The 23,355-nt window shown below is 70.6% G+C and carries 25 protein-coding genes; 12 read left to right on the top strand and 13 right to left on the bottom strand.

What is annotated here, in order from left to right; translation table 11 throughout:
• Window positions 1-54: 54 nt before the first annotated feature.
• The gene (locus tag MOV08_RS39950; RefSeq protein ID WP_275311059.1) at window positions 55-1,938 is read right to left on the bottom strand and encodes a right-handed parallel beta-helix repeat-containing protein; all 1,884 of its coding nucleotides are present in this window, start codon (window positions 1,936-1,938) and stop codon (window positions 55-57) included.
• 98 nt (window positions 1,939-2,036) lie between these two features.
• Here MOV08_RS39950 and MOV08_RS39945 point away from each other — a divergent pair, with 98 nt between their 5' ends.
• Window positions 2,037-2,930: a TetR/AcrR family transcriptional regulator gene (locus MOV08_RS39945; RefSeq protein ID WP_275311058.1), complete on the top strand. Its 894-nt coding sequence runs from the start codon at window positions 2,037-2,039 to the stop codon at window positions 2,928-2,930.
• 239 nt (window positions 2,931-3,169) lie between these two features.
• On the opposite strand, the gene MOV08_RS39940 is transcribed toward MOV08_RS39945, so the two are convergent.
• Entirely contained in the window at window positions 3,170-3,496 is a 327-nt protein-coding gene (locus MOV08_RS39940) for a hypothetical protein (RefSeq protein ID WP_275311057.1), read from the bottom strand.
• Between the two features lie 308 nt (window positions 3,497-3,804).
• Between MOV08_RS39940 and MOV08_RS39935 the strand changes: the two genes are divergently transcribed.
• The 3 genes from MOV08_RS39935 (at window position 3,805) to MOV08_RS39925 (ending at window position 6,327) form a co-directional block, all read left to right on the top strand.
• The gene (locus MOV08_RS39935; RefSeq protein ID WP_275311055.1) at window positions 3,805-4,278 is read left to right on the top strand and encodes a carboxymuconolactone decarboxylase family protein; all 474 of its coding nucleotides are present in this window, start codon (window positions 3,805-3,807) and stop codon (window positions 4,276-4,278) included.
• Window positions 4,279-4,454: 176 nt separating this feature from the next.
• Window positions 4,455-5,378 (top strand): RNA polymerase sigma-70 factor, encoded by a 924-nt coding sequence (locus tag MOV08_RS39930; protein WP_039639107.1) that lies wholly within the window; start codon window positions 4,455-4,457, stop codon window positions 5,376-5,378.
• 289 nt (window positions 5,379-5,667) lie between these two features.
• Entirely contained in the window at window positions 5,668-6,327 is a 660-nt protein-coding gene (locus tag MOV08_RS39925) for a hypothetical protein (RefSeq protein ID WP_275311054.1), read from the top strand.
• A gap of 58 nt (window positions 6,328-6,385) precedes the next feature.
• On the opposite strand, the gene MOV08_RS39920 is transcribed toward MOV08_RS39925, so the two are convergent.
• Window positions 6,386-7,378, bottom strand: coding sequence for an EamA family transporter (locus tag MOV08_RS39920; protein WP_275311052.1), 993 nt, complete (start codon window positions 7,376-7,378; stop codon window positions 6,386-6,388).
• A gap of 84 nt (window positions 7,379-7,462) precedes the next feature.
• Between MOV08_RS39920 and MOV08_RS39915 the strand changes: the two genes are divergently transcribed.
• A complete protein-coding gene (locus MOV08_RS39915; protein WP_275311051.1) occupies window positions 7,463-8,401 on the top strand; it encodes a LysR family transcriptional regulator in 939 nt (312 codons plus the stop codon).
• Between the two features lie 61 nt (window positions 8,402-8,462).
• Here the strand turns inward: MOV08_RS39915 and MOV08_RS39910 are convergent, their stop codons facing one another.
• Entirely contained in the window at window positions 8,463-9,080 is a 618-nt protein-coding gene (locus MOV08_RS39910; protein WP_275311050.1) for an HAD family hydrolase, read from the bottom strand.
• A 3-nt stretch (window positions 9,081-9,083) separates the two neighbouring features.
• Window positions 9,084-9,839, bottom strand: a complete 756-nt coding sequence (locus MOV08_RS39905; RefSeq protein ID WP_275311048.1) for a DeoR/GlpR family DNA-binding transcription regulator — start codon at window positions 9,837-9,839, stop codon at window positions 9,084-9,086.
• A 237-nt stretch (window positions 9,840-10,076) separates the two neighbouring features.
• Here MOV08_RS39905 and MOV08_RS39900 point away from each other — a divergent pair, with 237 nt between their 5' ends.
• Together MOV08_RS39900 and MOV08_RS39895 are read left to right on the top strand one after the other, a co-directional pair.
• A complete protein-coding gene (locus MOV08_RS39900) occupies window positions 10,077-11,261 on the top strand; it encodes an MFS transporter (protein WP_275311047.1) in 1,185 nt (394 codons plus the stop codon).
• A gap of 223 nt (window positions 11,262-11,484) precedes the next feature.
• Complete coding sequence (locus MOV08_RS39895) at window positions 11,485-12,276, top strand: alpha/beta fold hydrolase (protein WP_275311046.1); 792 nt, start codon at window positions 11,485-11,487, stop codon at window positions 12,274-12,276.
• A gap of 14 nt (window positions 12,277-12,290) precedes the next feature.
• On the opposite strand, the gene MOV08_RS39890 is transcribed toward MOV08_RS39895, so the two are convergent.
• Both MOV08_RS39890 and MOV08_RS39885 read right to left on the bottom strand, forming a co-directional pair.
• Complete coding sequence (locus tag MOV08_RS39890; protein WP_275311044.1) at window positions 12,291-12,449, bottom strand: hypothetical protein; 159 nt, start codon at window positions 12,447-12,449, stop codon at window positions 12,291-12,293.
• Window positions 12,446-12,685, bottom strand: a complete 240-nt coding sequence (locus tag MOV08_RS39885; protein WP_039639100.1) for a hypothetical protein — start codon at window positions 12,683-12,685, stop codon at window positions 12,446-12,448. Before MOV08_RS39885 ends, MOV08_RS39890 begins: the two co-directional genes overlap by 4 nt.
• An 81-nt stretch (window positions 12,686-12,766) precedes the next feature.
• Here MOV08_RS39885 and MOV08_RS39880 point away from each other — a divergent pair, with 81 nt between their 5' ends.
• Window positions 12,767-13,411: a TetR/AcrR family transcriptional regulator gene (locus tag MOV08_RS39880; RefSeq protein ID WP_275311042.1), complete on the top strand. Its 645-nt coding sequence runs from the start codon at window positions 12,767-12,769 to the stop codon at window positions 13,409-13,411.
• A gap of 261 nt (window positions 13,412-13,672) precedes the next feature.
• Window positions 13,673-14,068 (top strand): RidA family protein, encoded by a 396-nt coding sequence (locus MOV08_RS39875; RefSeq protein ID WP_420834253.1) that lies wholly within the window; start codon window positions 13,673-13,675, stop codon window positions 14,066-14,068.
• 49 nt (window positions 14,069-14,117) lie between these two features.
• Here MOV08_RS39875 and MOV08_RS39870 read toward each other — a convergent pair whose 3' ends face one another.
• Window positions 14,118-14,906, bottom strand: a complete 789-nt coding sequence (locus MOV08_RS39870) for an aminoglycoside phosphotransferase family protein (protein ID WP_275311038.1) — start codon at window positions 14,904-14,906, stop codon at window positions 14,118-14,120.
• A gap of 396 nt (window positions 14,907-15,302) precedes the next feature.
• On the opposite strand from MOV08_RS39870, the gene MOV08_RS39860 reads away from it, so the two are divergent.
• On the top strand, window positions 15,303-16,259 hold the full coding sequence (locus MOV08_RS39860; RefSeq protein WP_275311036.1) for a CPBP family intramembrane glutamic endopeptidase: 957 nt from the start codon (window positions 15,303-15,305) through the stop codon (window positions 16,257-16,259).
• A 99-nt stretch (window positions 16,260-16,358) separates the two neighbouring features.
• Here the strand turns inward: MOV08_RS39860 and MOV08_RS39855 are convergent, their stop codons facing one another.
• The 4 genes from MOV08_RS39855 to MOV08_RS39840 all read right to left on the bottom strand — a co-directional run bounded on the left by MOV08_RS39855 (window position 16,359) and on the right by MOV08_RS39840 (window position 19,748).
• Window positions 16,359-17,315 (bottom strand): NmrA family NAD(P)-binding protein, encoded by a 957-nt coding sequence (locus tag MOV08_RS39855; protein ID WP_275311034.1) that lies wholly within the window; start codon window positions 17,313-17,315, stop codon window positions 16,359-16,361.
• 138 nt (window positions 17,316-17,453) lie between these two features.
• Window positions 17,454-17,798, bottom strand: coding sequence for an ArsR/SmtB family transcription factor (locus MOV08_RS39850; protein WP_275311032.1), 345 nt, complete (start codon window positions 17,796-17,798; stop codon window positions 17,454-17,456).
• Between the two features lie 59 nt (window positions 17,799-17,857).
• On the bottom strand, window positions 17,858-18,751 hold the full coding sequence (locus MOV08_RS39845; protein WP_275311030.1) for a TIGR03620 family F420-dependent LLM class oxidoreductase: 894 nt from the start codon (window positions 18,749-18,751) through the stop codon (window positions 17,858-17,860).
• A 190-nt stretch (window positions 18,752-18,941) separates the two neighbouring features.
• Window positions 18,942-19,748, bottom strand: coding sequence for a helix-turn-helix transcriptional regulator (locus MOV08_RS39840; protein WP_275311028.1), 807 nt, complete (start codon window positions 19,746-19,748; stop codon window positions 18,942-18,944).
• Between the two features lie 168 nt (window positions 19,749-19,916).
• Between MOV08_RS39840 and MOV08_RS39835 the strand changes: the two genes are divergently transcribed.
• Window positions 19,917-21,272, top strand: coding sequence for an MFS transporter (locus tag MOV08_RS39835; protein ID WP_275311026.1), 1,356 nt, complete (start codon window positions 19,917-19,919; stop codon window positions 21,270-21,272).
• Window positions 21,273-21,323: 51 nt separating this feature from the next.
• Here the strand turns inward: MOV08_RS39835 and MOV08_RS39830 are convergent, their stop codons facing one another.
• Window positions 21,324-21,908 (bottom strand): short chain dehydrogenase, encoded by a 585-nt coding sequence (locus MOV08_RS39830; RefSeq protein WP_039642890.1) that lies wholly within the window; start codon window positions 21,906-21,908, stop codon window positions 21,324-21,326.
• On the opposite strand from MOV08_RS39830, the gene MOV08_RS39825 reads away from it, so the two are divergent.
• The gene (locus tag MOV08_RS39825; protein WP_338057329.1) at window positions 21,837-23,144 is read left to right on the top strand and encodes a cytochrome P450; all 1,308 of its coding nucleotides are present in this window, start codon (window positions 21,837-21,839) and stop codon (window positions 23,142-23,144) included. The two genes, MOV08_RS39830 and MOV08_RS39825, sit on opposite strands and share 72 nt — an antisense overlap.
• The last annotated feature ends 211 nt before the right edge of the window (window positions 23,145-23,355 follow it).

The raw sequence follows: 23,355 nt of genomic DNA, 5'->3' as shown, positions 1-23,355 counted from the left end.
TTCCGTTGGCTGCAACACGGCGGGCAGCTTCCACATTCCGAGCTCGGCGTCTCGCTATGTGAGCGACTGAGTGACGGGCGGAGTGTCCCGGCCCGCGGACGCCAGGATGGCCGCGCCGGCGGGGTCGGCGGCCAGGGCTTCCTCGAAGCCGTCCTTCGGCAGCACCGTGTTCCTCGCGAGGGTGACTCCGCTCGGCGGGGTGTCGGCCTCGGCCGGGTGGTCGTCCCAGAAGTTGTCGAGGAAGGCCACGTTCTCCAACGGAGGCGTCACCCGCAGCACGATCGGGGTGTCGCTGCGGTGCACGACGTTGCCCTGCACGGTCACCCAGGCGGCACCGTAGTCGGTGTAGAGGCCGAAGTTGTAGGGCGTGACGGTGTCGCGGACGACGTTGCCCCGCACCACGGTGCCGTCGGCGTAGCTCGACCCCTGTCTGCCGTTGAGGTAGATGCCGCCGCCGTCGGCCAGCGCGGTCATGGTGCGGTGGATGAGGTTCCCGGTGACCTGGACCCGGGCGGCCCGACTGCCGCCGGTGACGACGATCCCGCTGTAGGGCACGTCGTGGATCTCGTTGTGAGCCACCGTCACCTCGCGGGCGTCCATCACCCAGACCGCGGGTGAGCCGTGGTACTCGCGGCCGATGTGGTGGATCAGGTTCTGCCGGATCTCGGTACCGGTGCCGGCGGTGACGGTCACGGCGCTTCCGGAGACGTCCTCGATCCGGTTGCCGACGACCGCGTTGGCGCGGCCCGGGCCGGCGAAGCCGATCGCCCCGGCACCGAGATGGGTGAACCCGTTGTCGTGCAGTGCGACCCGGACCGCGGCGGTGAACTCGACGTTGGCCGGCAGCAACCGGGGCGCTGCCGGGATCGTCAAGTGCGCATTCCCTTCGGCGAGTTCGACCTTCTGCAGTTCTCCGCCGGCGTAGTAGGTGTTGGCGAAGAAGTGCAGGAACCCGTGGGGCCCGTCCGGTTCGGTCCAGCCGGCGTGGGAGAAGGTCAGGCCCCGCAGCGTCACGTCGCGCAGGGGGTTCTCCTCGGTCCCCCGGCCGACGACGATCCTCTCCAGGACCGGGGCGATGATCTCGGCCTCGGCCGGGTCCTCCCCGGGCAGCGGACGGTAGTGCAGGACGTGGCGGCCGGGGACGCGTCGATCGAGGACGAAGGTGCCCGGTTCGGTCAGGAAACTCACGCTGTTCTCCGCCGAGAACGGCCGGGCCAGGCCGTCCCATCGGGTGTCCCGAGGGCCTTCGGGGTGCGCCTGCCGGTCGCCGACCCAGGTGGCGGAGTAGAGCTCACGGGCCCGGGCGAAGGCGGGCTGGACGAGGGTGACGGTAGTGGAGCGCGCATCGCCGGTGATCTCGGCGATGCGGCAGCGGGCCTCCGACCACGGGTACACCCACGGGAAGACGAACTCGATGCTCGTCGGGTCCTGCCAGCTCTGCGGAGCCGTACTGTCCGTGACGTAACCGGTCTCGGTTTTCGTCACATTGCCAGGGAGTCCGGGGCTGAGCGAGGCCCTGGGTGCCCGCCGGCCGTTCACATACAGCTGCCGGGTCTCCAGCGAACCCACGTCGGCCCGCCAACTGCCGTCCACCTCGCCGGGACGCCATCCGGTGATCAACCGGCCGCCGCTGACAACGGCCTTCTCCTGCCGGGGAGTTCCGTAGCCGTGGGCCTGGTAGACGACCCGGTGACCGCCCTCCCCCGAGTCGCCCGCGGCAGCGTCCAGGGTCAAGGGGGCGTCCAGGAAGTACGTGCCGGCGCGGAGGTTGACCACGAGGTCGGAGCGCAGTGCCGCGGTGCGGGCGCGAACGGTCCGCTGCGCCGCGGCGAGGGTGGCGAACGGCTGGTCAAACGTGCCGGGCCAGGAGTCACGACCCCAGGGTGCGACGTAGAGCCGATCGGTGCGGTCGGGCCGGTCGGATTGGGCGTCGAGCATGGGCGTACCTTCCCCCAAGGAGTTTATGCCGTACACGGGCGGCGTACACCATAAACGCCGGGCTAGGGTGGGCGTCAAGGATGGGAAGGTGAGTGCGCATGACCGAGGAGAGCACGGCGGCGGATCCTGGACGCACCGTCGAACTGCTCTGGGGCGCCACGGAGAGCCACGGCAGAACGGGGCTGCACCTGGCCGGGATCGTCGCCGCGGCCATCGAGGTCGCCGACGCCGACGGGCTGGCCGCGCTGTCCATGCGCCGGGTGGCCGAGCGGCTGGGTTTCACGACGATGTCGCTCTACCGGCACGTGCCGGGCAAGGCGGAGCTGATCGAGCTGATGCGGGACGCCGTGGCGGGCGAACTCGACATGGCCGCGCCCGAGCACGTCGAGCCCGACCACGGTGACTGGCGCAGCGGCATGGAGGCGTGGGCCCGCGCCCACTGGGCCCTGCACCTGCGGCATCCGTGGTTCGTGCACACCGCCGGCAGTCGCCGACTGCCCGGCCCGAACATCATGGCCGACTACGACCGCGCACTGCGGATCGCCGAGGGGACGGGGCTGCCGGCTTCCCAGGTGATCGCGGTGGTCCAACTGGTCGGCGGTTTCGTGAAGACCGCCGCCCTACAGGTCCACGAGGTCCTTCGGGAAGAGCGCGAGTCCGGCGTCTCCCAGACCGAGTGGTGGCGCGGCCGGGAGGAGCTCGTCAGGCACCTGCCCCCCTACCCGGCGCTCGGCCGCCTGTGGCAGGCCGGTGGGTTCGACGAGCCGGAGGACCCCTTCGACTTCGGACTGGCCCGCACTCTCGACGGGGTCGAACTGCTCGTCCGCCGCTTGAGTGACGAAAAGCGTGATGTAACTGCGGAACAGCTCCCCGCAGGACGGTGCTCGGTCTGCGGCACCGAGTTCGACGGGGCGCGCCGGGGGCGACCACGGGACTACTGCTCCCGCGCCTGCCAACAACGAGCCTACCGACAGCGCCGATCGGCGACCTGACGACGTAGGCGCGCGATGGGCGGCAACTCCCCATCACGCACAGCCGGCACTTCATTCACCGGAATTTCGACGCCGCACACCCCACGTCATACACCTCGGCCAAATACGCGGAATAATGCGGCGCGCAGTGCGGCATGGAGCAGTCGCATTCCGGAACCGGGCGAGGCGCAAGAGGAACTGCCCGGGAATTTCCCCTCCTCTCACGCCTCGCCCGCGCCTGCGCGGAAGCGGAATATCCGTCACGCACAGAGGAGGACGATCAGCCCCTTACAGTCCCCGTCCTCGCCGCCGCCGCGGCTGCTGCGCTTGTGATGACCACTGGTCTGCGCGAAGGGGCCCCAGGAGTCCTGGCTTTCGGGTCGGGAACCGCCCTTTTCAGACCGGCGGTCGTCGGTTGACATCGACGGGAAAATGGAGGCGCTCTTGGCGACCTGGGGGGTCGGCTTCGCCTCCACGGCGGACGCAGCCGTGGGCGACCCTGCCAGGAGAGCGACACCCAGGGCGGCACTGATCGCGAAAATTCGCGAAACGGATTTCTTCTGGCGATTCATGCGTGCTGTGTTCATGGAACCACCATGCACGTGCCCGCGGCCCGATACGCCCCGGGGACAGCCAATCGGGTGATGAGTATGAAGCGCTCGAATCTCAGCAGCGTCGAGGAATCAGTCATTGTTGACGCCCGATCAGTTTTCCTTTCATGGGCTCCCGGGCCGACGTCGACTCAATTCGACAAGCCCCGAATATCCGCCGGGGCGGCCGCGGGAAGCACACGTCACGGAAACCGGGAGACGCAGGTCACATGCGTCCGTGTCACAGGGGGACGGGCCACCCCGTCTGGGGCGTGTAGCCACTGACGACCGCGGAGGAAGACCTCATGGACGCACGACTGAACTACTTCGCCGACCCGACCGTCGGAAAGGCCCTCAAGCACTTCATGGCGGCGGGCAAGACGCTGAAGGACTCGCCGCTGCCGGCCTCGACGCAGGAGCTGGTGGCGCTGCGCGTCAGCCAGATCAACGGCTGCGCCGCCTGCATCGACATGCACACCAAGGAGGCCGCCGCTGCCGGTGAGTCCTCGGTGCGGCTGAACCTGGTGGTGGCATGGCGGGAGGCCACGGTCTTCACCGACGCCGAGCGGGCCGCGCTGGCACTGGCGGAGGAAGGAACCTGGGTCGCGGATGCCGGCAAGGGGGTCAGCGACGAGGTGTGGGAGCTGGCCGCCAAGCACTACGACGAGGAGCAGCTCGCCGCCCTGGTGATCCTGGTGTCCTTCATGAACGCCGCGAACCGGCTGAACATCATCGCCCGGCAGCCGGCCGGCAACTACCAGGTCGGGCAGTTCCACTGAAGGGCGGGAAGACGACGGGCGACAGGGGTGTGACCTCATGAACCTCGCACAAGGCCCTCGGCATCCTTGAGCTGCTGGCCGCGATCGGCCTGATCATGCCCGCCGTATGATCACCGGATGGTGCCTGGGCCGACGGGCGCGGCCGGGTGCGGGGGCGTACTGAAGGGGGTTTCGGCGTGAGCAAGGTCGAGGAGTTCGAGGAGCTGCGGCCGCTGCTGTTCTCGATCGCCTACCGAATTCTGGGCAGTGTGGCCGAGGCCGAGGACGCGGTGCAGGAGACCTGGCTGCGCTTCGACGGCTCGTCGACCCGCCCCACGTCGACCAGGGCTTTCCTGGCGACCGCGGTGACCCGGATCTCGATCGATGTGCTGCGTTCCGCGCGGGTGCGGCGGGAGGAGTACGTCGGGCCGTGGTTTCCCGAGCCGCTGCTGAGCGATCCCTATCAGGATCCGGCACGGGCGGTGGAGCTGGCCGACTCGGTGTCGGTGGCGGCGCTGTTGCTGCTGGAGCGCCTCAGCCCGCTGGAGCGGGCGGTGTTCGTGCTGCGGGAGGTGTTCGCCTTCGGTTTCGACGAGGTCGCCGCGGCGGTGGGGCGTTCGGAGCCGGCATGCCGGCAGCTGCTGGTGCGGGCCCGGCGTCATATGGCGGCCGGGCGGCCGCGGTTCGCGGCGGACCGGCTGGAGCAGCAGGAACTGGCGACGCGGTTCTTCGACGCGCTGAAGAACGGCGACGTGGGCGGGCTGCGGAGCCTGCTGGCCGCCGATGTGCAACTGGCCGGGGACGGCGGCGGCAAGGCCCCGCAGCTGGCCAAGGCCATCATGGGCGCGGAGAACGTGGCCCGGGTGCTGGGCACGGTCTTCCCTCTGATGAGCCGGATCGAGGTGACGTGCGAGCCGCACGAGGTCAACGGTCAGCCCGGCGCGGTCCTCCGCGACCGGGACGGAAAGGTGCTCCACACCCTGGCCCTCGACGTGCTCGACGAGCGGATTCAGACCATCCGCGCGGTGCTCAATCCCGACAAGCTCCGCCACATCGGGCCGGTCGCGGATGCCTGGGCGATCGACCGCGAGGTGAAGCAGGCCCGTCGGCAGCGGAGCTGACTGCGGACTGCCCGGCGGGGCCCAGGCGACGGGCTCCGGTGCCGATCAGGCGGACGGTCACGCTGGGTAAGGTACGCGGGTGACTACACCTCAGCCCTCGCCCCAGGATTTCGGCGGCGCGCCTGGATACGGCGTGCCTGGTGGTGCCCCGTACGCCGGGCCGCCGCCCCACATACCGGGGCCCCCGGCGCCGGGCGCGGGCGCGTACGGCCAGCCCGGTCCCTATGGGGCCCCGCAAGCGCCGTACGGAGCGCCGCCGCAGGCCCCGTACGGCTACCAGGGTCCCGGCATGCCCCCACCGGTTCCGCCCAAGAGCAACGCCGGGAAGACGTGGGGCATCGTCGGGGCGATCGCGGGCGTGGTCGTGATCGGGGGCATCGCGTCGGCGGTGGCCTTCAGCGGGGGCGGCGGTGGCGGGGGTGGCGCGACCGGGCCCAAGTACCGGGTCACGGTGCCGCAGACACTGGCCGACGGCTCCTACACCCTCTCCAAGGACATCTCCCAACAGGCCGGCACTTCCGTGCCGCACGACGGGGCGAACGAGCACGGCATCACCGCCGTGGGCGGGCAGTACGGCAGCGGCACCAAGTCACTGGTGATGGTGGGGCTCTACGGGACGATCGACAACCCGCGGACGACCGTCGAGCACGCGATCCGCGGAATGAAGGACGACGCACGGACCGATGTCGCGGTGCCGGAGAAGGAGTTCACGCCCAGTGGCGGCGGCGGTCCGCTGACCTGCGGGGTGGACGTCCGCCAGGAGGCGGGACAGAAGATCACGATGGCGTTCTGTGTCTGGGCGGATGCCAGTACCAGCGTGAACGTCGCCCAGACCGACACTGCCGACCTGTCGAAGGATCCCCGGTCGGTGGACCTCCAGGAGTTCGCCGACACCGCCGGCAAGATCCGCCAGGAGGTCACCAAGCCGTTGGACACCGCGTCCGCCTGAGCCCTGGGGGGGGGCGCCGCGCGCCCGATGCCTGGCGGATCGGGCGCGCCGGAACCCGTCAGGCCGTTTCCGCGGCGCCGGGCCGCGGTTCGGGCGTGCGGGCCTCGGTGGTCGCGGACTCTCGGCCGCCGTGGGTTACGGACTCGCGCGCGCCGGTGCGGATGGCACCGGCTCCGGCGATCACGACGAAGAGCACGCCGGCCGCGGACGTCAGGCCCGGTGTCTGGCCGAGCACCAGCAGGCCGATCAGCAGCGCGATGGCGGGTTCCAGGCTCATCAGCGTGCCGAAGGCGGCCGTGGTCAGCCGGCGCAGGGCGAGGAATTCGAGGGCGAACGGCAGCACCGGGCTCACCGCTGCCAGCACCAGCATGATCCCGAGTGCCTGCCAGGTCAGATGGCTCCACAGCGTGGGCGCGGCGATCAGGGTGCCCAGCAGGCCGGCCACCGGCATCGAGACGGCCAGACCGCTGAGGCCGGTGACCCGGTCGCCGACGCGCTGGGTCAGCAGGATGTAGACGGCCCAGCAGCCCGCGGCGGCCAGCGCGCAGGCCAGGCCCACCGCGTCCAGCCCGCCGTGCCAGGGCTCGGTCAGCAGCAGCACGCCGAGCGCGGCCAGGGCCGTCCACAGCTTCCGGCCGCCGCCCCGGCCGTAGAGGGACACGGCCAGCGGGCCGAGGAACTCCAGTGCGCTCGCGGTACCCAGCGGCAGATGCGCGACGGCGAGCATGAAGAACAGCATCATGCCGGCGGTCGCCGCGCCCAGCACGGTGCAGGCGAGCAGATCCTGCCGGGTGAAGGCGCGCAGACGGGGCCGTATGAGGACCAGCATGAGCAGCCCGCCCCAGGCCAGCCGCAGCCCCGCCGTGCCCAGCGCGCCGAGCTGCCCGAACAGCGGGACGGCCAGCGCCAGCCCCAACTGGACCGAGGTCATCGACGCGACCGCCATGAGGAAGCCGGTCTCGGCGCCGCCGAGGCGCAGTCGGCCGCCGGTGGCCGTGCGGAGGGTGGACAGGGAGCGGCCCTGTGGTTGCTTGGGCTCGAACGCACTCATGGGGGTCAGTAGATGCCTTGGGCATCGTTCATGTCCACGTGCCGATCATGGACATTCCGTTCGGAAATCCCGAACAATGAGGGAATGGAAACCCGCCGTCTGCAACTCCTGGTCGAGCTCTCCCGGCTGGGGTCGATGCGCGCGGTCGCCGAGGCGACGGGCACCACCACCTCCACCGTCTCCCAGCAGATCGCCGTCCTCGCCCGCGAGATGGGCGCCGCTCTGATCGAACCGCACGGCCGACGGGCGCGTCTCACCCCCGCCGGCCGCCGCCTGGCCGAGCACGCCGTGACCATCCTCGGCGCCGTCGAGGCCGCCCACCTCGATCTCGCCCCCGGCGCGGAACCCAACGGCACCCTGCGCACCGCCGGGTTCGCCACCGCCATCCGCGCGCACCTGCTCCCCCTGGTCACCGAGCTGGCCACCAGCCATCCGGGGATGCACCTCCTGATCCGCGAGCACGAGCCCGCCGAGGCCCTGGAGCTGCTGGCGGCCGACGAGACGGACCTGGCCCTCACCTACGACTACAACCTCGCGCCGGCCACCTTCGAACCCGCGGTGCGCGCCACCGCGCTGTGGACCGCCCCCTGGGGCCTGGGCGTCCCCGCGCGGGACGCTGCCACCGGCGGGACGACGGTCGAGGTCTTCGCCCGTTTCGCCACCCATGACTGGATCGTCAACTCCCGCAACACGGCGGACGAAACCGTCATCCGCACGCTCGCCTCCATGGCGGGCTTCACCCCACGGATCACCCACCGGGCCGACAACCTAGATCTGGTGCAAGGCATGATCACCGCGGGCCTCGGCGTGGGTCTGCTGCCGGCGGCCCTCGCCACCGTCCCCGACGTCCGGCTGATCCCGCTGACCGCGCCCGACGTCGTCCTGCGCGCCTATGCCGTGGCCCGCCACGGCCGCCTGAACTGGCCCCCGCTCGCCCTGCTCACCGATCTCCTCACCGAGCGCTCGACCCGACCGGATACCGGCGCCCCACCGGGCGGACGACAAGGTGACGGCAGGTCCTAGGTCGGGTCCGCGACGTCCCGTCCGTCGCCCACCACTGGCGCCGCTCCCCCGTCCGCAGCCCTCACCCCGCCGCGGTGTCCCACCGGTCGAGCTGGGCGCGCAGTCGGTCCGGGGTGGTGAAGAGGTGCCCGCGCATGCCGGTCGCCTCGGCGGCCCGGACGTTCTCCCGGCGGTCGTCGACGAAGAGGATCCGGTGCGGCGGTTCGGCCAGTGCCCGCTGGCACCAGTGGTAGGCGGCGGGTTCGGGCTTGGCGTGGCCGAGGCGGCAGGAGAAGGCGCGCACGGCGAAGTGGTAGAGCCAGGCATGGTGGCGCTCGAAGTGGCGGGCCAGTTCCTCGGGGATGTTGGAGAGCAGGCCGATCCGCCGGCCCCGCCGCGCCAGCTCCTCGACCAGAGCGATCATGGTGGCGTCGACGGCGCTCCAACTCTCGACGTCGGCGGCGATCAGCGCGGCGATCCGCCGCTCGTCGAAGCGGGCACCGAGGCGGTCGGCCAGCTGCCGCCAGTAGCCGGGCCCGTCGATCTCGCCGCGGTCGTAGGGCGGGCGCAACGCCCAGTAGGCGTCCCGGAAGTCCGCTGCCGGCACCCCGGCCGCCCGGATCAGGCGCTGTCGGCCGTCGGCGGACTGCTGTCGGGCGAGAACGCCGAACAGGTCGAAGAGCACGGTCCCGGCCGTCATCGGTCACACCGTCCTGACGGTCACGCCGGCCGCGGTCAACCGCTCCGTGCGGTCGTCCGGGGCCGCGTCCGTGACGACTGCGTGCAGGGCGTCGACAGGTGCGACATGGGCGAGGGCGGTGCGGGAGAGCTTGCCGGCTTCGGCGACGGCGATGACGCGGCGGGCGCAGCCGAGGGCGGTGCGTTTGATCGCGGCGTCGTCCAGGTCGTAGGCGGTCAGACCGTCCTCGGCGGTGAGTCCGCAGCAGCCGAGCACGGCGGTGTCGAAGCGCAGGGCGGTCAGTGACGCCTGGGTCAGGGGGCCGGTCAGCGCGAGTTCGCCCGGCCGGGGCCGGCCGCCCGGAACGAGCAGGGTCAGGTGCGGGCCGTCGGCCAGGGCGTTGACGGCATGCAGGGACAACGGCATGACGGTTACCCGGCGGTGGGCCAGCGCACGGGCCACTTCCAGGCAGGTGGTCCCGCTGTCCAGGACGACCGACTCGCCGTCCGCGATCAGCCCGGCGACCTCGGCGGCGATCCGCCGCTTGGCCTCCAGTCCCTCCTGGGCGCGCAGCGCGAACGGGGGTTCCACACCGCGCAGCAGCAGGCTCCTGGCTCCCCCGCGATAGCGCTCGATGACCCCCTGGGCGGCCAGTGCCTCCAGGTCGCGGCGGATGGTCATCTCCGAGGCGCCGGTCAGCTCAGCCAGTTCGGCGACGCCGATGCGCCCCGCCTCGCGTACGGCCTCGGTGATCCGCCTCAGTCGTTCTGTCCCAGCCATATCCCAATTGAACATCTTCAATGTTCGCAGAGCAACCTTTCGCACATCCAATTTGTTCGCTACGTTCGAAGTATGGAGACACCGAAACAATCGGAGACGCGGCCGGAGATACAGCCGGAGACTCAGCCGGCATCCCGACCGGAGACCCCGCCAGAGGCCCGACCCGACACATCACCCCGGACGACACCCCGAACACCTCCCGGGGCACCGCCTACGCCCCGGCTGCGGGCCGCGCGGATGGCCACCTTCGCCTACTTCGCCCTCAACGGCTTCCTGATGGGCATGTGGATCGTCCACATCCCCGGCGTCGAGCACCGGGCGGGGATCAGCCATGCCGTCCTCGGCTGGCTCCTGCTGCTGCTCGGCGCGGGTGCCTTCGTCGGCATGCAGGTCGTCGGGCCGCTCACCGACCGCTTCGGCGCCCGCACGGTCGTCCCGCTCAGCGCGGCACTGTGCAGCCTGACGCTGCTCCTGCCCGGACTGGCCGCGCACACCTGGACATTGGGGGCGGCTCTGCTGCTGCTCGGGGTCGGCAACGGCTGCCTGGACGTCAGCATGAACGCCCACGCCGTCCAGGTGGAACGCGGCTACCGACGCCCCGTCATGTCCGCCTTCCACGCGACCTTCTCCATAGGTGGTGTGCTGGCCTCCCTGGTGGGCGCCCGCACACTCGCCCTGAACTGGAGCCCCGCGGCGACCCTCGGCGCGGCGACCCTCCTTGGCCTGGCCGTCGCCGCCCTGGCCGCCCCGGCGCTGCTGCCGTCCACCGGATCGCCCGCCCCCGACCCCGGCGCCGGCACCCCGGATGCTGCCGCCGCCACCCCACGGGCCCGGCGCACCACCCCCCGGCACATCTGGATCCTGGCCGGCCTCGCCTTGATGATCATGCTGTGCGAGGGCGTGGCCAACGACTGGAGCGCACTCCACCTGCGCACCGTCCTGGACGCCCCCGCCGCCACCGCCGCCCTCGCCTACGGGGCCTTCGCCACCACCATGACCCTCGGTCGCTTCCTGGCCGACCGGGCGGCCGACCGCTTCGGCCCGGTGCTCATCCTCCGCTACGGCGCCGCCACGGCCGCCGTCGGCCTGACCGCGGCGGCCCTCTCCCCCTGGATCCCCCTGGCCCTGGCCGGTTGGGCGGTGTTCGGCGCCGGCCTGTCCGGCTGCGTCCCCCAACTCTTCAGCGCCGCCGGCCACCTCGACCCCGACAACGCCGGGGCCAACGTCTCCCGGGTCGCCGGCCTCGGCTACCTCGGCATGCTCGCCGGCCCCGCCGTCATAGGCCCCTTGACCCACCTCATACCGCTCAACCTCACGCTCTTCCTGCCCGTGGCGTTCTGCGCCGTGGCCACCATCAGCGCAGGAGTCCTCCGCCCCCAACCCCCCTCGCCCGCCCCGCGCGAGACCGAACCGGCGGCATGACGGACCACAACCCCATGGGAAGTCACCGCTGTCGAGGAGAGGAGCCCCCCAGTTTTCCCGAACCGCACCGCGGACAGGCGGTTACGATCAACGTCCGTCGGTCACCGCCCGTCGATCACCATTCGTCGGCCGCCGTCGGTCGATCACCATTCATCGATCGCCATTCATCGGTCACCGCTCGTCGGTCACCGTTCGTCGATCATCAGTCCAGGGGGCCGGAACCGTGCGCAACGCCGTAGTGACAACCGAAGGCGACCGAATCCGTTGGGTCGAACTTCCCGGGCAGGATCCCGCCCGCGTCTACCTGCACGGCCTGGGCGCCACATCGCCCGCCTACTTCGCGGAGATCGCGAGCCACCCCCTGCTGACCGGTCACCGTTCACTGCTGGTCGACCTGCTCGGTCACGGCATCAGCGACCGCCCCACGGGCTTCGACTACACCCTTGAGGCACACGCGGACGCCCTCGCCAACGCACTGACCGCGGCAGGGGTCACCGGTGCACAGCTGATCGCCCACAGCATGGGCGGCTCGGTGGCCATCGTCCTGGCCGCCCGACACCCGCACCTGGTCTCCCGCCTGGTCCTGGTGGACGCCAACCTGGACCCCATCCCGCCCCGGCCCGCCACCGGCGGCAGCAGCGGCATCGCCAACTACTCCGAGCAGGAATTCCTCGACGGCGGCTGGCAGGAGGTCCGCGACCGGGTCGGCCCGCACTGGTGGTCCACCATGCGCCTGACCGGCCGCGAGGCCCTGCACCGCAGCGCGGTCCACCTAGCCCGCGGCACCGTTCCCACGATGCGTGAACTCCTGCTGCAACTGCGGATTCCGCGCGCCTACCTCCTGCCGGAGGCCGACGGTCCGCTGCCCGGCGCCGACGCGCTCGCCGAGGCGGGGGTGGCCGTGGTCCCCATCCCGGACTGCGGACACAACATCATGCTGGACAACCCGGACGCCTTCGCCCGTGCCACCACGGCCGCGCTGGCCGCACCGGAGCGCGGACAGCAACCGGCCTGACCTCCTGACGTCCCTCAGTCGCGTCCGCCCTTCGTGCGTCCGACCCTCCGCCAGACCAGGGCCATGCCCGCCGCCAATACCCCGAGCGCCGCCAGCACGATGACGATCTTGATGACGCGATCCAGCAGCAGGTGCTGAAGCAGTTCGGACGATCCCGCCGCAAGGCCGGTCATCGCCAGCCGCCCCGCCGCCGCGGCCGGGACGCTCCGCGCTGCCCGCCCTCTCCCAGCCGCCGGGCGGCAGCACGCACCCCGGCCCGCATCACGGGGTCGGCGTACCGGCGCACATCGTCGAGCCTGCCCCGGCGCTTGAGGGCCAGGGCGACGGCGAAGACCAGCAGTGCCAGCACCACCAGACCGCCCACGATCACCCCGAACCTGACCAGCATGAAATTGAGGTACGTCTCCACGAGGAACCCTCCACCCGTTCTGTCACACCTGTGATAAATCCTTGCACCTCCGTTGTATCACAGGCGTGATAGAAAGGCTCCATGCCCAAGCATGTGGATCCGGAGGCCCGCCGACGCCTCGTCGTCGACGCACTGTTCCGCGTCGTCGTCCGCGACGGCCTCCAACGCACCTCACTGCGCGCCGTCGCGGCCGAAGCGGAACTCAACATCGGCTCCCTGCGGCACTACTTCGCCAGTCAGCACGACCTGATGCACTTCGCGATGCAGTCGATGCTCGACCGGGTCAGCGACAGACTGCTCGACCACATCGACCGGATCGGCGACCTGAGCCGCTACCCCCGCACCGAACAACTCCGGCTCACCGTCGAACTCCTGGCGGAGTTTCTTCCTCTCGACGAGAGCCGCCATGCCGAGGTCACGGTCTTCCTCGACTTCAACACCGCCACCCGCACCAACCCAGCCCTTCGCGACCTGTCCCGCCAGACCGCGGAAGGCACCAGGCACCTGGTACACCGCGTCCTCAGCCGACTCGACGCATCAGGCACCCTGCGCCCCGACCTCGACCTCACCATCGAAACCGAACGACTGACGGCACTCCTGGACGGGCTCGGCCTCAGCACCGTCCTGCATCCCGACCTCCTCACCCCACAGGCATGCCTGGACGTGCTGGTCACACACCTGGGCAACCTGTCGCTGCCCACCGAGACCCCGGCAACGGGACGGTAAGCACCCCGCAGGGAGCGGGACTTCCGCGACTGCCGACATCTTCGACGCCTACGACACCTACGGCTCCCGCTCAACCCAGGGAATGCATGGAGCGCATGGAGTGCGTGGAGTGCATGCAACGGACGGAACGCTCGGACGGACAGGCACCGGGGGACGCACGGGACCCGCGGCTCTTGCAGGCCCCACGGCACGGGCGGCACTTGCGGATCTTCCTTCCAGGGATTACTCCTAGGGGATCCGAAATGCGAGTGAGGAGAGTTGATGCAGCACTTCGTCCGGCCTGAGGGCGCGCCGCCGGTCAACAACTACAGCCATGCGGTGGCGTTCACCGGCCCGATGGTCGTGGTCTCCGGACAGGTCCCCGTGGACAGCACCGGCCAAATGGTCGGCGAAGGGGACCCCGAAGCCCAGATACACCAGATCTACGCGAACCTCGCCACGGCCCTCAAGGCAGCCGGTTCGGACCTCGACCACATCGTCAAGCTGACGGTGTATCTGACCGACCTGGCGGATCTGGACACGTTCCGCCGGGTCCGGGACGAGTACCAGGATGCCGCGCGCCCGCCGGCCTGTTCGTTGGTAAAGGTCGCCGGACTGGTCAATCCGGCGTTCCGCGCCGAGGTCGAGGCATGGGCAGTGGTCCCGACCGCGTCCTGAGCACGCGCCCGTCCGGCGTGCGCGAGTGCGGATACCGGCACCGGATACGTCAGGGCGCGGCCGGCAGGCGGTCGAGGACCCCGTCCAGTCCGCTACTGACCGTGTGCGGGTCGCCGAGGTCCAACCCGTGGGTGACCTCGTACCAGGGCCCCAAGCGATGCCAGAGCAGGGCGTGTTGGCGGAGTTGAGGGGTGGCGGGATAGGTGGCCGCGAGGGCTTCGGCGAACACGGACGGGGTGGCGTGCAGCGCCCAGGCAAGGTCGATGGCGGGGTCCCCGATGTGGACGTCACCGAAGTCGATGACGCCGGTGAGGTCGCCGTCCCGGGCCAGGACGTGTTCGGGACCGAGGTCGCCGTGGACGAGGGTGTGGGCCGGCAGCGCAGTCACCTCAGCGAGCAGGGCGGCGGCCGGGGCGCGCCGGTCGGCGGGGAGCAGCGGCAGGACACGGGAGGTGAACTCCCCTACCAGAGCGACGCGTTCGCCGCGTACCTGCGATGCGGACGGCACTCCGCGCCGTTGTGCTTCCGCCGTGTCGGCGGCGTGCAGGACGCGGAGGAAGTCGCCGAGTCGGCGCCCCTGCGCGGCGGTCGGTGCCGCGAGCGGTTCGCCTGGGACGAGGGCATGCCGGACGACCAGCGGCTCCTCGGTCACGACGACAGGCACCGGAACGGGCAGCGGCAGCTGCTGAGCGAGCCACGGCATCAGTCTCGTCTCCATGACCAGTTGCCCGGCGACCTCCGGACGGCGGGGACGACGCTCGACCCACCGGCCGGCGACCAGGCGCGCCTCGCTGTCCCATCCGTCGGAAAAGGTCGTGATCGCGGAGTCGGTGGACATGGCGCCACGGTAGATCACCACCAGGCGGTCCGCCCGCGAATTTTCGGCAGTCCGCTGCCTCCGCCGACGTAAGGCCGCCAACGTAAGGCCGGCCGGCACAGGGCTGCCGGTGCAGGGCCGCCGATGGCGCTCCACGCCGCGCGCCACAATGCGACGCATGGATGTCCGACAGCTGGAGCACTTCGTCGCGATCGTCGATCACAGCGGTTTCGCCCGGGCTGCGTCCGCGCCGTCCATGCAGGAGCCCAGCCAGCCAGCCACCGGGTCGCGTAACTCCCCATGCCGGCATGCTTCTTGGTGGGGTGGACCACACCTCGTCGGGTGGGGACGCCTGGAGTCGGATGACTGGGGCTGGCTGGATTCTCCCTCGCGTGGCGGCTCCGTAGCGTCACCGCCATGACGAATCCCTCAGCGACGAATCTCCCAGCAGCGCGGGAACCCGTACAGCGGCGGCGCGGGCCGGTGGTCTACCTGGTGATTGCCAATCTGGGTATGTGGATCGCGATGTCGCCGCTGCTGCTCAGCGGGTTCCGGCGTGGGAGTGCGCGGGAGGAGACCAGCACCCTGGCGGAGGTCTGCATCGCGGCGGCGATGTTCGCGCCGGCGCTCGCCGCGATCCTCGTGACCCGCCTGGTCGAACCGGGCGGTCGGGTGCGGGACGCACTGGCTCTGCAGTGGCCCAGACCCTGGGGGCGTGGCGTACGAGCCTGTCTGATGGGTCTCGCCGTGCCTGCCGGTCTGACCGCTGCCGCACTCGCCATCGGCACGGCCGCGGGAGCCTACCCGATGGGTGAACTGCACTGGGGCACGCTGAGCGGGTGGGCAGGCGGAATGCTGGTGCAGATCGTGGTGTCACTGCCGCTGTTCTTCGGCGAGGAACTGGGCTGGCAGGGCTACCTGTTCCCCCACCTGGCCCGGGCCGGCGGCGGTACGCACCTGCTGCGCGCGTACCTCCTCACCGGCTGCGCCTTCGCGCTCTGGCACCTGCCCACACTGCTCATGGGCGGGCAGTACCCCGGCCGTCCGTGGTACGCCTCGGTGCCCGCGATGCTGGTGAGCTGCACGCTCATCCTGCCGGTCTTCACCTGGCTGCGACTGCGCTCGGGCTCGGTACTTCCCGCCGTGCTCGCGCACGCCTTCGTCAGCTCGGCGAGTGTCGGCATGGTCAAGGAATTCGCCGACCCGACCGCCGCATTGGACCCGCTGCACATGGGACTCACCGGTTGGCCCGGCTGGATCGTGTCGGGCGCGCTGGTCACTTTCCTCGCCCTCACCGGCCGACTCCGCACCCCACCCCACGCCCCAATCTCCGGCCCCACCCCCACCGGCCACCCCGTCACCAAGGGCGGATGACGGGGGGACGGCCGACGGCGACGGGGTGCGAGGCAGCGGCAACCTCGAATGGGAGAGCCAGTCAGCCCTGGCACTCTCCGCCTCACCGCCCCCACACAGTCAGCACCCCGGCCCGGGAACACCCGGCGATGCGGCCGGCCGCAAGACCTGCATGGCGAAGTCGTCGGCCGAGCGCGGCGGCCGGCCGAGGACGCGCTGGACGCCCTCGCCCAGGCCCGCCACACCCTCGCGGCGATAGTTCGTGTACAGGTCGTGCAGTCCGTCGATGGTCTGTGGGGAGACTCCGCGCTCCGCCAACCCGGCGCGCCAGGCATCGCCCAGTGGAATGTCGATGTGCCGCACCGGCACACCGAGCGCGTTCCCGAAGGAGGCGGCGAGCTCGGCCAGGGTCAGTGCCGCGGGGCCGCTGATCTCGATCGCGCCGCCCACCGGCCGGTCCGCGAGGAGTTCGGCGACCGCGACGTCGGCGATGTCACGTACGTCCACATAGCCCCGGGCACCGGGCCCGGCCGGATCGGCGAGCGTGCCCTGCGCGATGGCGGTCGCCGCGGGCAGGAAGTTCTGGAGGAAGCGGTCGGGTTGAAGGACCGTCAGCTCCGCGATGCCGGCGTCGTGCAGACGGTCGGTGATGACGTCGTGGTTGCCGGTCACCGCGTCGGGGGCGATGCCGGAGCCGAACCGCCGGGCGCCGAGTTTGACGATCCGCCGTACGCCGGCTTCGACGGCGGCCATGCCGAGGGTGGTCTCCGCGGCGATCTGGTCCTCGGCGAAGGGGTGCGCGAGGAAGAGCCGGTCCACACCCTCGACCGCGCGCCGCACGTCCTCGGCGTTGGTTGCGTCCCCGCGGAAGACCTTCCCGCGCACCGCTCCTTCCAGTGCCTGGGCCGTCGCCGCCGAACGCACCAGAAAGCGCACGTCGCTCCGGTCTCGCAACGCCTCGGTCACATGGCGGCCCACCACCCCCCGCGGCGTGGTCACCAACACGGTCACAGTCTTGGACTCGGGCCCGGGCGCAGTGTCGGTTCCGGGCTCGGGCTGAGTCGTACGTGCAGTCATCGACGCTTCCTCCCTCTACAGCGACGGCGATCAGCGAACAGTGATCAGCGATGGGACAGGGATTCGGAACCGTGGGTGTCGGCGGCTGCGTGCGCCGGGGACGGTGACCGTGGTGGCGCGGAGGGGTGGGCCGCGGCTCTACAACGTCTGTCCGAGCGCGGCGACGAACTGGGCGATGCGCTGCTCGTCGCGCTTGTAGTGGGTCCACTTGCCCACCCGCGTCGCCCGCACCAACCCCGCTCGCTGGAGTTCGGCCATGTACGCCGACACCGTTGACTGGGCGAGTCCTGCCTTGGCCTGGATGTGGCTCACGCAGACCCCGACTTCGAGCGGGTCGGCGATGGTCTCCATGCCTGCGAAGTTGCGGATGGGATCCCGCAACCACAGCAGCATCTGCAGGCGCATCGGATTCGCCAGCGCCCGCAATACGTCGACCACGTCGGGATCCGGAGTGGTCGCGTTTGCAGTCGCCGTGTCTGTCATGCCCCCAGGGTACCGACCAACACCGACGTTTCGAAGAATCCCGATTTGACATGCCTGGCTCAGGCGGCACCGCTCCGCGGCAGCAGGGCTTCCCCGAGCCTGCGCCAGTGCGGCATCGCGGAACGACCCGGCTCGACCCCGATCACCTGCACGCCGACGTGGTCCGCACCCGCCGCGACATGACCGTTCAGCTTCTCGGCGATGGTGTCCAGGTCGCCCCAGAACACGAAATCGTCGACGAGCCGGTCGCTGCCGCCGTTGGCGAACTCCTCCTCCGCGTAGCCGAGTCGGCGGAACTTCGCGACGTTGTACGGCGTGGAAAGGTAGCCGTGCAGGTGCTCCCGGGCGACGGCGCGGGCCGTGGCGGGGTCGGACTCGAACAGGACCGCATGCTCCACCCCGAGGAACGCTTCCGGCCCGAGGATCTCCCGTGCCTGCGCGGTGTGGGCCACATTCACGTGGTAGGTGTGGGCACCGGCCGAACGCTCGCGCGCCAACTCCAACATCCTGGGCCCGTACGCGGCCAGGACACGGTGCATCGGGGCGCGCGGCGCGGGGTCGGACGGTGCGAGTGCGTCCAGTGCGTCGAGGTATTCGATCATCGCCGCCACGGGCTTGACCCCTGGCCGCGGCTCACCACCGAACCCCAGGCCGAGTACGTGCCTGTGGGGGTAGGCATCGGCGAGGAGGAGACTGGCGCCGTACGTCGAGCGGGCCCCACGCGACCAGATTCGGGCAATGCCGTTGATGACGTGCATCCGCTCGGTGGCGGACAGCAGGAAGCCGGCGTGCGTGAGCGCCTCGCGCCCGCCGACCTCAGGGATCCAGACTGCCTGCCATCCCTGTTCCTCCAGTTCCTGGATCGACTCGCGCAGCTGCGCGGCCGGTTGGTGCTCGAAGTCGAAGGTGTAGATCCCGAACGTGCCGAGATCCAGGCCGTCAATACCACCCATGGCGCAGCTCCTCATGCACGTCACCGGTGCCCACTATCGATCAAGCGGGTACGGATCGAACTATCGCAGAATGACGATGCGTCCCGCAAGTCATCTCGCCCGGACACCAGGTGCCCTAGAGCCGACAGCTGATAGCCGATAACTGGTGGCTGGTGGCTGATAGGGGATTTCAGGCTCGGCACGTGGCACTTCAGCGCAGCGCGGCGTCGTGGGCGTTGCCTGGGGTGATGCGGGCGCCTGCTGCGGGCCGCCCGGCATCCGCCTGATGGGCGCCCGGCGTGTGGCCGAAGGCACGACGGAAGACGTCGATGAAGGCGCTGGCGGACGACCAACCGCACAGGTGGGCCACGGCGGTGACCGGAGTGTTCTCCGCCAACAGCACCAGGGCGTGGTACAGGCGCAGTTGGGTGCGCCACTGCGGGAAGGTCATGCCGAGTTCGGACTTGAAGAGGCGGGAGAGGGTGCGATCGCTGGCGCCGATCTCCCTGCCCAGGGCAGCCAGGGTGCGGTTGTCGGCCGGATCGGCGCGCAGCAGCGCACAGAGTGCCTGGAGCCGGAGCGAGGCGGGGGCGGGCAGGTGCACGGGCTGCTGCGGCGAGGCACGCAGTTGGTCGAGCAGGACGGCGCGAAGGCGTGCGCGTTCGGGGCCTTCGTCGTGCGGTGCGCGGGTGTAGGCGAGGATCAGCTCGCGCAGCAAGGGGCTGGCGGTCAGCACCGTGGGCTCGTCCAGGCCGAGCGGGTTGTCGGTGGCCGGCAGGCCCACCAGGTGCAGTTCGAGGGTGCCGTGGGCCTGGTGGGCGTGCGCACGGCCGGCCGGGACCCAGATGGCGCGGTTGGCCGGAGCGACCCAGGTCCCGGCGTCCGTGGTGATGGCGAGCACTCCGCGGGCGGCATAGGCGATCTGGTGGTCGTCATGGCGGTGGGCGTCGATGCCCTCGCCGGGAGACAGCCACTGGGCGCGGGTCGGCGCGATCGGCTCGTGGCGGATTTTCGTCATCGATTGGCACTTTATCGGAAGTGCGACACGAGGGCCTGCGGCGAGCATGGCGCCGTGTCAAGGAAACGGAACCAGTCATCGAGGAACGCGGCGCGCAGCACCGCAACAGGCGGGCACGCGTCGGCGCGGGACCAGTCGATCCTCCTCCTGTCGATCGGGCATGCCTGTGTGGACGTCTATCAGGGGGCGGTGGCGTCGCTCGTCCCGTTCTTCGTCGCCGAGCGCGCCTACACCTACGCCACCGCCTCCGGCATCGTCCTCGCCGCCTCACTCCTGTCGTCGGTCGCCCAACCGCTTTTCGGCGCCCTCACCGACCGCCGGGCACTGCCCTGGCTACTGCCCGTCAGCACAGTGTTGGGCGGACTGGGGATCGCGCTCAGCGGCCTCGCCGGTTCCTATTCGCTGACGTTGGCGTTCGTGGCGGTTTCCGGGGTCGGGGTGGCCGCCTACCATCCCGAGTCGGCCCGCGTCGCCCGGCTCGCCAGCCGGGGCAGTCACACCGCGATGGGGTGGTTCTCGCTGGGCGGCAACCTCGGCTTCGCCGCGGCACCGGTCCTGGTCACCGCAGTCATCGCGACCGGCGGCCTGTGCCAGTCACCCCTGCTACTGATACCGGCCCTCGCTGGCAGCGTGCTGTGCCTGCCCGCCCTGCGCCTGCTGAGCCGGACAACAACCGGGACACCGCAGAACGATCCCCAGACCGATCCCCAGTCCGGCCCTCGGCTCCATCCCCAGTCCGACCCTCGGATCGCCCCTCCTGCCGATGACGCGAGCGAACCCCCGTCCCCTCCCCACTCGCCCCCCGGCTCACCCCTTGAGTCGGCCCCCGGCTCCACTGAAGGCCCCTGGCGGGTCGGCGACGACAAGACCTCCTTCGTCAAACTGTCCCTGGCAGTGGTCTGCCGATCCATCGTCTTCATCGGCCTGAGCACGTTCCTCGCGTTCTACGTCCGACAGCGCACCGGAGGCGGTCCGGCTACGGGCACGGTGGCGTTGTGCGTGCTCTACCTCGGTGGGGCGGTGGGCACCATGCTGGGCGGCAGCCTCGCCAACCGCTGGGACCGGGTCACCGTCGTCCGCAGGTCCTACCTGCTCTCCGTCGCCGCAGTGGCAGGCGTCGTCTACGTTCCCGGCCCGGCGATCTATGCGTTCGTGGCACTGGCCTCCGCCGGCCTGTACGTGCCGTTCTCGCTCCAAGTCACGCTCGGTCAGGACTATCTCCCCTCGCGGATGGGCACGGCCAGCGGGATCACCCTCGGCTTGACCGTCAGCATCGGCGGACTCGCCAGTCCGCTCCTCGGCAGCCTGGCGGACGCCACTTCCCTTCGGACGGCGCTGTCCCCGCTGATCCTGATGCCCGTGGTGAGCTGGCTGCTGTTCCGGACGCTGCCCGAGCCGACCCCACCGCAGACACTGGTCTCCGCACCACCGACAACGAAGACGAAGGAAGTAACGAAGGAAACAACGGAGCAGACGACGAAGGCGAAGACGACGACGAACTCGGCCGGGCCGACGTCCGCTTGACTCACGGAAGCGCCCCGGTGGAGGGGCACCTGTGCACCCCTCCACCGGGCCTCACGGACGGATGATCCGCCCCCGCATCGTGCCCTCCACGGCGTCGACGTACGCTCGGGCGACCTCGGCCACCGGGGTGCCGTCGGCGCCGTCCGCCCCCATGCTGTCCAAGGTCTCCTTGATCCAACCGGGGCTGATGAGATTGATGCGCAGCCGTCGGGGCAACTCACTGGCCGCGTTGCGCACGAAGCCCTCCAGACCGGAGTTGACCAGGGCACCCAGCGAACCGCCGGCCAGGGGCGCGGAGAACGTGCCTCCGGTCAGCGTGATGGATCCGCCGTCCCGCAGGTGGTGCACGGCCCGCCGGGCCAGCGCGACCTGGCCCAGCAGCTTGCCCTGGACACCGGCCACGAACTCGTCGTCCGTCACGGACGCCAGGTCCACCAACGGTCCACTTGCGGCGCAGCACACCACCGCGTCCAGGTCCGGCACCCCCTCGAAGAGCGCGTCGACGGACGAGGGGTCCTCCAAGTCTGTGCGCAATGGTCCGCTGCGGGATGCCTTGACCACCTGGTGCGTGGCTTCCAGTGCGTGGGCGACCGCACTGCCGATGGTGCCGGTCGCCCCGATCACGAGTACCTTCATGCGGCTGATCATGTCAACGGCGCCCGCACGCGGCACCCGCATTTCCGGCCCGGGACGACGCTGCCGCGCCCGCCAGGCCCATCCCGTCTGTCACACCTGCCCCCGCACGCCTTCCGATTGCCACAACCTCCGCCATATTCAAGGGCGTTGGCACCATGCGGGCGGCAGCGGCAACTCCGTGACCACCACGCCGAGCCGGAGCATCACGACCGGCAAGTGGGGCCGACAGTGCCGCGGTCGGGCCCACGAGGGCGTAGCCGTTCGCGTCACCCGGCGCATCCTCGCCATGGTCATGGCCGTGGCCGTGGCAGCTGGCACAGCCGTAAGAGCGGTGCGGCCCCCTCACACGCTCCCTCCTTTTCCGGCTCGCTGCCCGCAGCCGAGCTCGGACGGCTCACGGACGACGTCAAGACCATCGCGGGCGGGGTCTTCCGGCGCATGTTCCTGATCCCGCCGCTGGACCGGCTGCCCACTCCGGGCAACCGCGCCTATCAGTCCGCCCACACCCGCCTGCGGCGCACCTGCGACCGGATCATCGCCGAGCGGCGCGCCGACGGCACCGACCACGGAGACCTGCTCTCGGCCCTGGTCGCAGCCCGGGACGTCGAAGACGGCGGCCGCGGCATGACGGACGCGGAGATCAGCGACACGATCCTCACGGTCTTCCTGGCCGGGACGGAGACGACGGCCAGCACTCTGGCCTGGGCCCTGGATTTGCTGGCCCGTCACCCCGAGATCGAACAGCGGCTGCACGCCGAGGTCGACACCGTCCTGCGCGGAAACCCGGCCACCCACGCCGATGTGCCCCGCCTGGAACTGACCGAACGCATCATCACCAAAACCCTCCGCCTGTACCCCTCGGCCTGGTTCCTCACCCGCACGGTCACCCACGACACCCACCTGGGCAGGCACCCACTGCCCGCCGGCACCAGCATCGTCTACAGCCCCTACCTCATCCACCACCGACCCGACCTCTACCCCGACCCCAAAACCTTCGACCCCGACCGCTGGGACCCCGAGCACCCCCAACCTCCCCGCAACGCCTTCATCCCCTTCGCCACCGGCGCCCGCAAGTGCATCGGCGACACCTTCGCGACGGCCGAGGCCGTCCTCTCCCTCGCCACCATCACCGCCCGCTGGATCCTGAAACACCTGCCCGGCCATCACCAGACCCGTCCCATCCTGGGAGCGTCATTCGGACCGGGCGAACTTCGGATGCAGGCAACTCCTCGGTAGAGGCTTCGGAGTGCGGTTCACCGTACGGATCACCATGAACGGCTCGGCTCAGGCACGGCCCGCACGATGTCAGTGGTGGGTCATACGAACCGGGGACGCGAGCTTCAGGAACATTCGAAGTGGCCGACTTGGAGTCCTTTGAAGGGGCGCTCCATTGCCGGTCGGGTGCCTTCAACAGGTCACACCCCGAGCCCGAACCGGAAGGGCCGCG

Origin of the sequence: Streptomyces yunnanensis, from assembly GCF_029011865.1 — a bacterium.
Taxonomy (GTDB): Bacteria; Actinomycetota; Actinomycetes; order Streptomycetales; family Streptomycetaceae; genus Streptomyces; species Streptomyces yunnanensis.
Note: the sequence above shows the minus strand (reverse complement) of the source record. Positions and strands in the feature narration are given on the sequence as shown.

Excerpts from the sequence above, each read along its gene's own strand:
- MOV08_RS39950 (WP_275311059.1), bottom strand. The coding sequence starts at position 1,938 with ATGCTCGACGCCCAATCCGACCGGCCCGACCGCACCGATCGGCTCTAC.
- MOV08_RS39945 (WP_275311058.1), top strand. The coding sequence starts at position 2,037 with ATGACCGAGGAGAGCACGGCGGCGGATCCTGGACGCACCGTCGAACTG.
- MOV08_RS39940 (WP_275311057.1), bottom strand. The coding sequence starts at position 3,496 with ATGAACACAGCACGCATGAATCGCCAGAAGAAATCCGTTTCGCGAATT.
- MOV08_RS39935 (WP_275311055.1), top strand. The coding sequence starts at position 3,805 with ATGGACGCACGACTGAACTACTTCGCCGACCCGACCGTCGGAAAGGCC.
- MOV08_RS39925 (WP_275311054.1), top strand. The coding sequence starts at position 5,668 with ATGCCCCCACCGGTTCCGCCCAAGAGCAACGCCGGGAAGACGTGGGGC.
- MOV08_RS39920 (WP_275311052.1), bottom strand. The coding sequence starts at position 7,378 with ATGAGTGCGTTCGAGCCCAAGCAACCACAGGGCCGCTCCCTGTCCACC.
- MOV08_RS39915 (WP_275311051.1), top strand. The coding sequence starts at position 7,463 with ATGGAAACCCGCCGTCTGCAACTCCTGGTCGAGCTCTCCCGGCTGGGG.
- MOV08_RS39910 (WP_275311050.1), bottom strand. The coding sequence starts at position 9,080 with ATGACGGCCGGGACCGTGCTCTTCGACCTGTTCGGCGTTCTCGCCCGA.
- MOV08_RS39905 (WP_275311048.1), bottom strand. The coding sequence starts at position 9,839 with ATGGCTGGGACAGAACGACTGAGGCGGATCACCGAGGCCGTACGCGAG.
- MOV08_RS39900 (WP_275311047.1), top strand. The coding sequence starts at position 10,077 with ATGGCCACCTTCGCCTACTTCGCCCTCAACGGCTTCCTGATGGGCATG.
- MOV08_RS39890 (WP_275311044.1), bottom strand. The coding sequence starts at position 12,449 with ATGACCGGCCTTGCGGCGGGATCGTCCGAACTGCTTCAGCACCTGCTG.
- MOV08_RS39880 (WP_275311042.1), top strand. The coding sequence starts at position 12,767 with ATGCCCAAGCATGTGGATCCGGAGGCCCGCCGACGCCTCGTCGTCGAC.
- MOV08_RS39875 (WP_420834253.1), top strand. The coding sequence starts at position 13,673 with ATGCAGCACTTCGTCCGGCCTGAGGGCGCGCCGCCGGTCAACAACTAC.
- MOV08_RS39870 (WP_275311038.1), bottom strand. The coding sequence starts at position 14,906 with ATGTCCACCGACTCCGCGATCACGACCTTTTCCGACGGATGGGACAGC.
- MOV08_RS39860 (WP_275311036.1), top strand. The coding sequence starts at position 15,303 with ATGACGAATCCCTCAGCGACGAATCTCCCAGCAGCGCGGGAACCCGTA.
- MOV08_RS39855 (WP_275311034.1), bottom strand. The coding sequence starts at position 17,315 with ATGACTGCACGTACGACTCAGCCCGAGCCCGGAACCGACACTGCGCCC.
- MOV08_RS39850 (WP_275311032.1), bottom strand. The coding sequence starts at position 17,798 with ATGACAGACACGGCGACTGCAAACGCGACCACTCCGGATCCCGACGTG.
- MOV08_RS39845 (WP_275311030.1), bottom strand. The coding sequence starts at position 18,751 with ATGGGTGGTATTGACGGCCTGGATCTCGGCACGTTCGGGATCTACACC.
- MOV08_RS39840 (WP_275311028.1), bottom strand. The coding sequence starts at position 19,748 with ATGACGAAAATCCGCCACGAGCCGATCGCGCCGACCCGCGCCCAGTGG.
- MOV08_RS39830 (WP_039642890.1), bottom strand. The coding sequence starts at position 21,908 with ATGAAGGTACTCGTGATCGGGGCGACCGGCACCATCGGCAGTGCGGTC.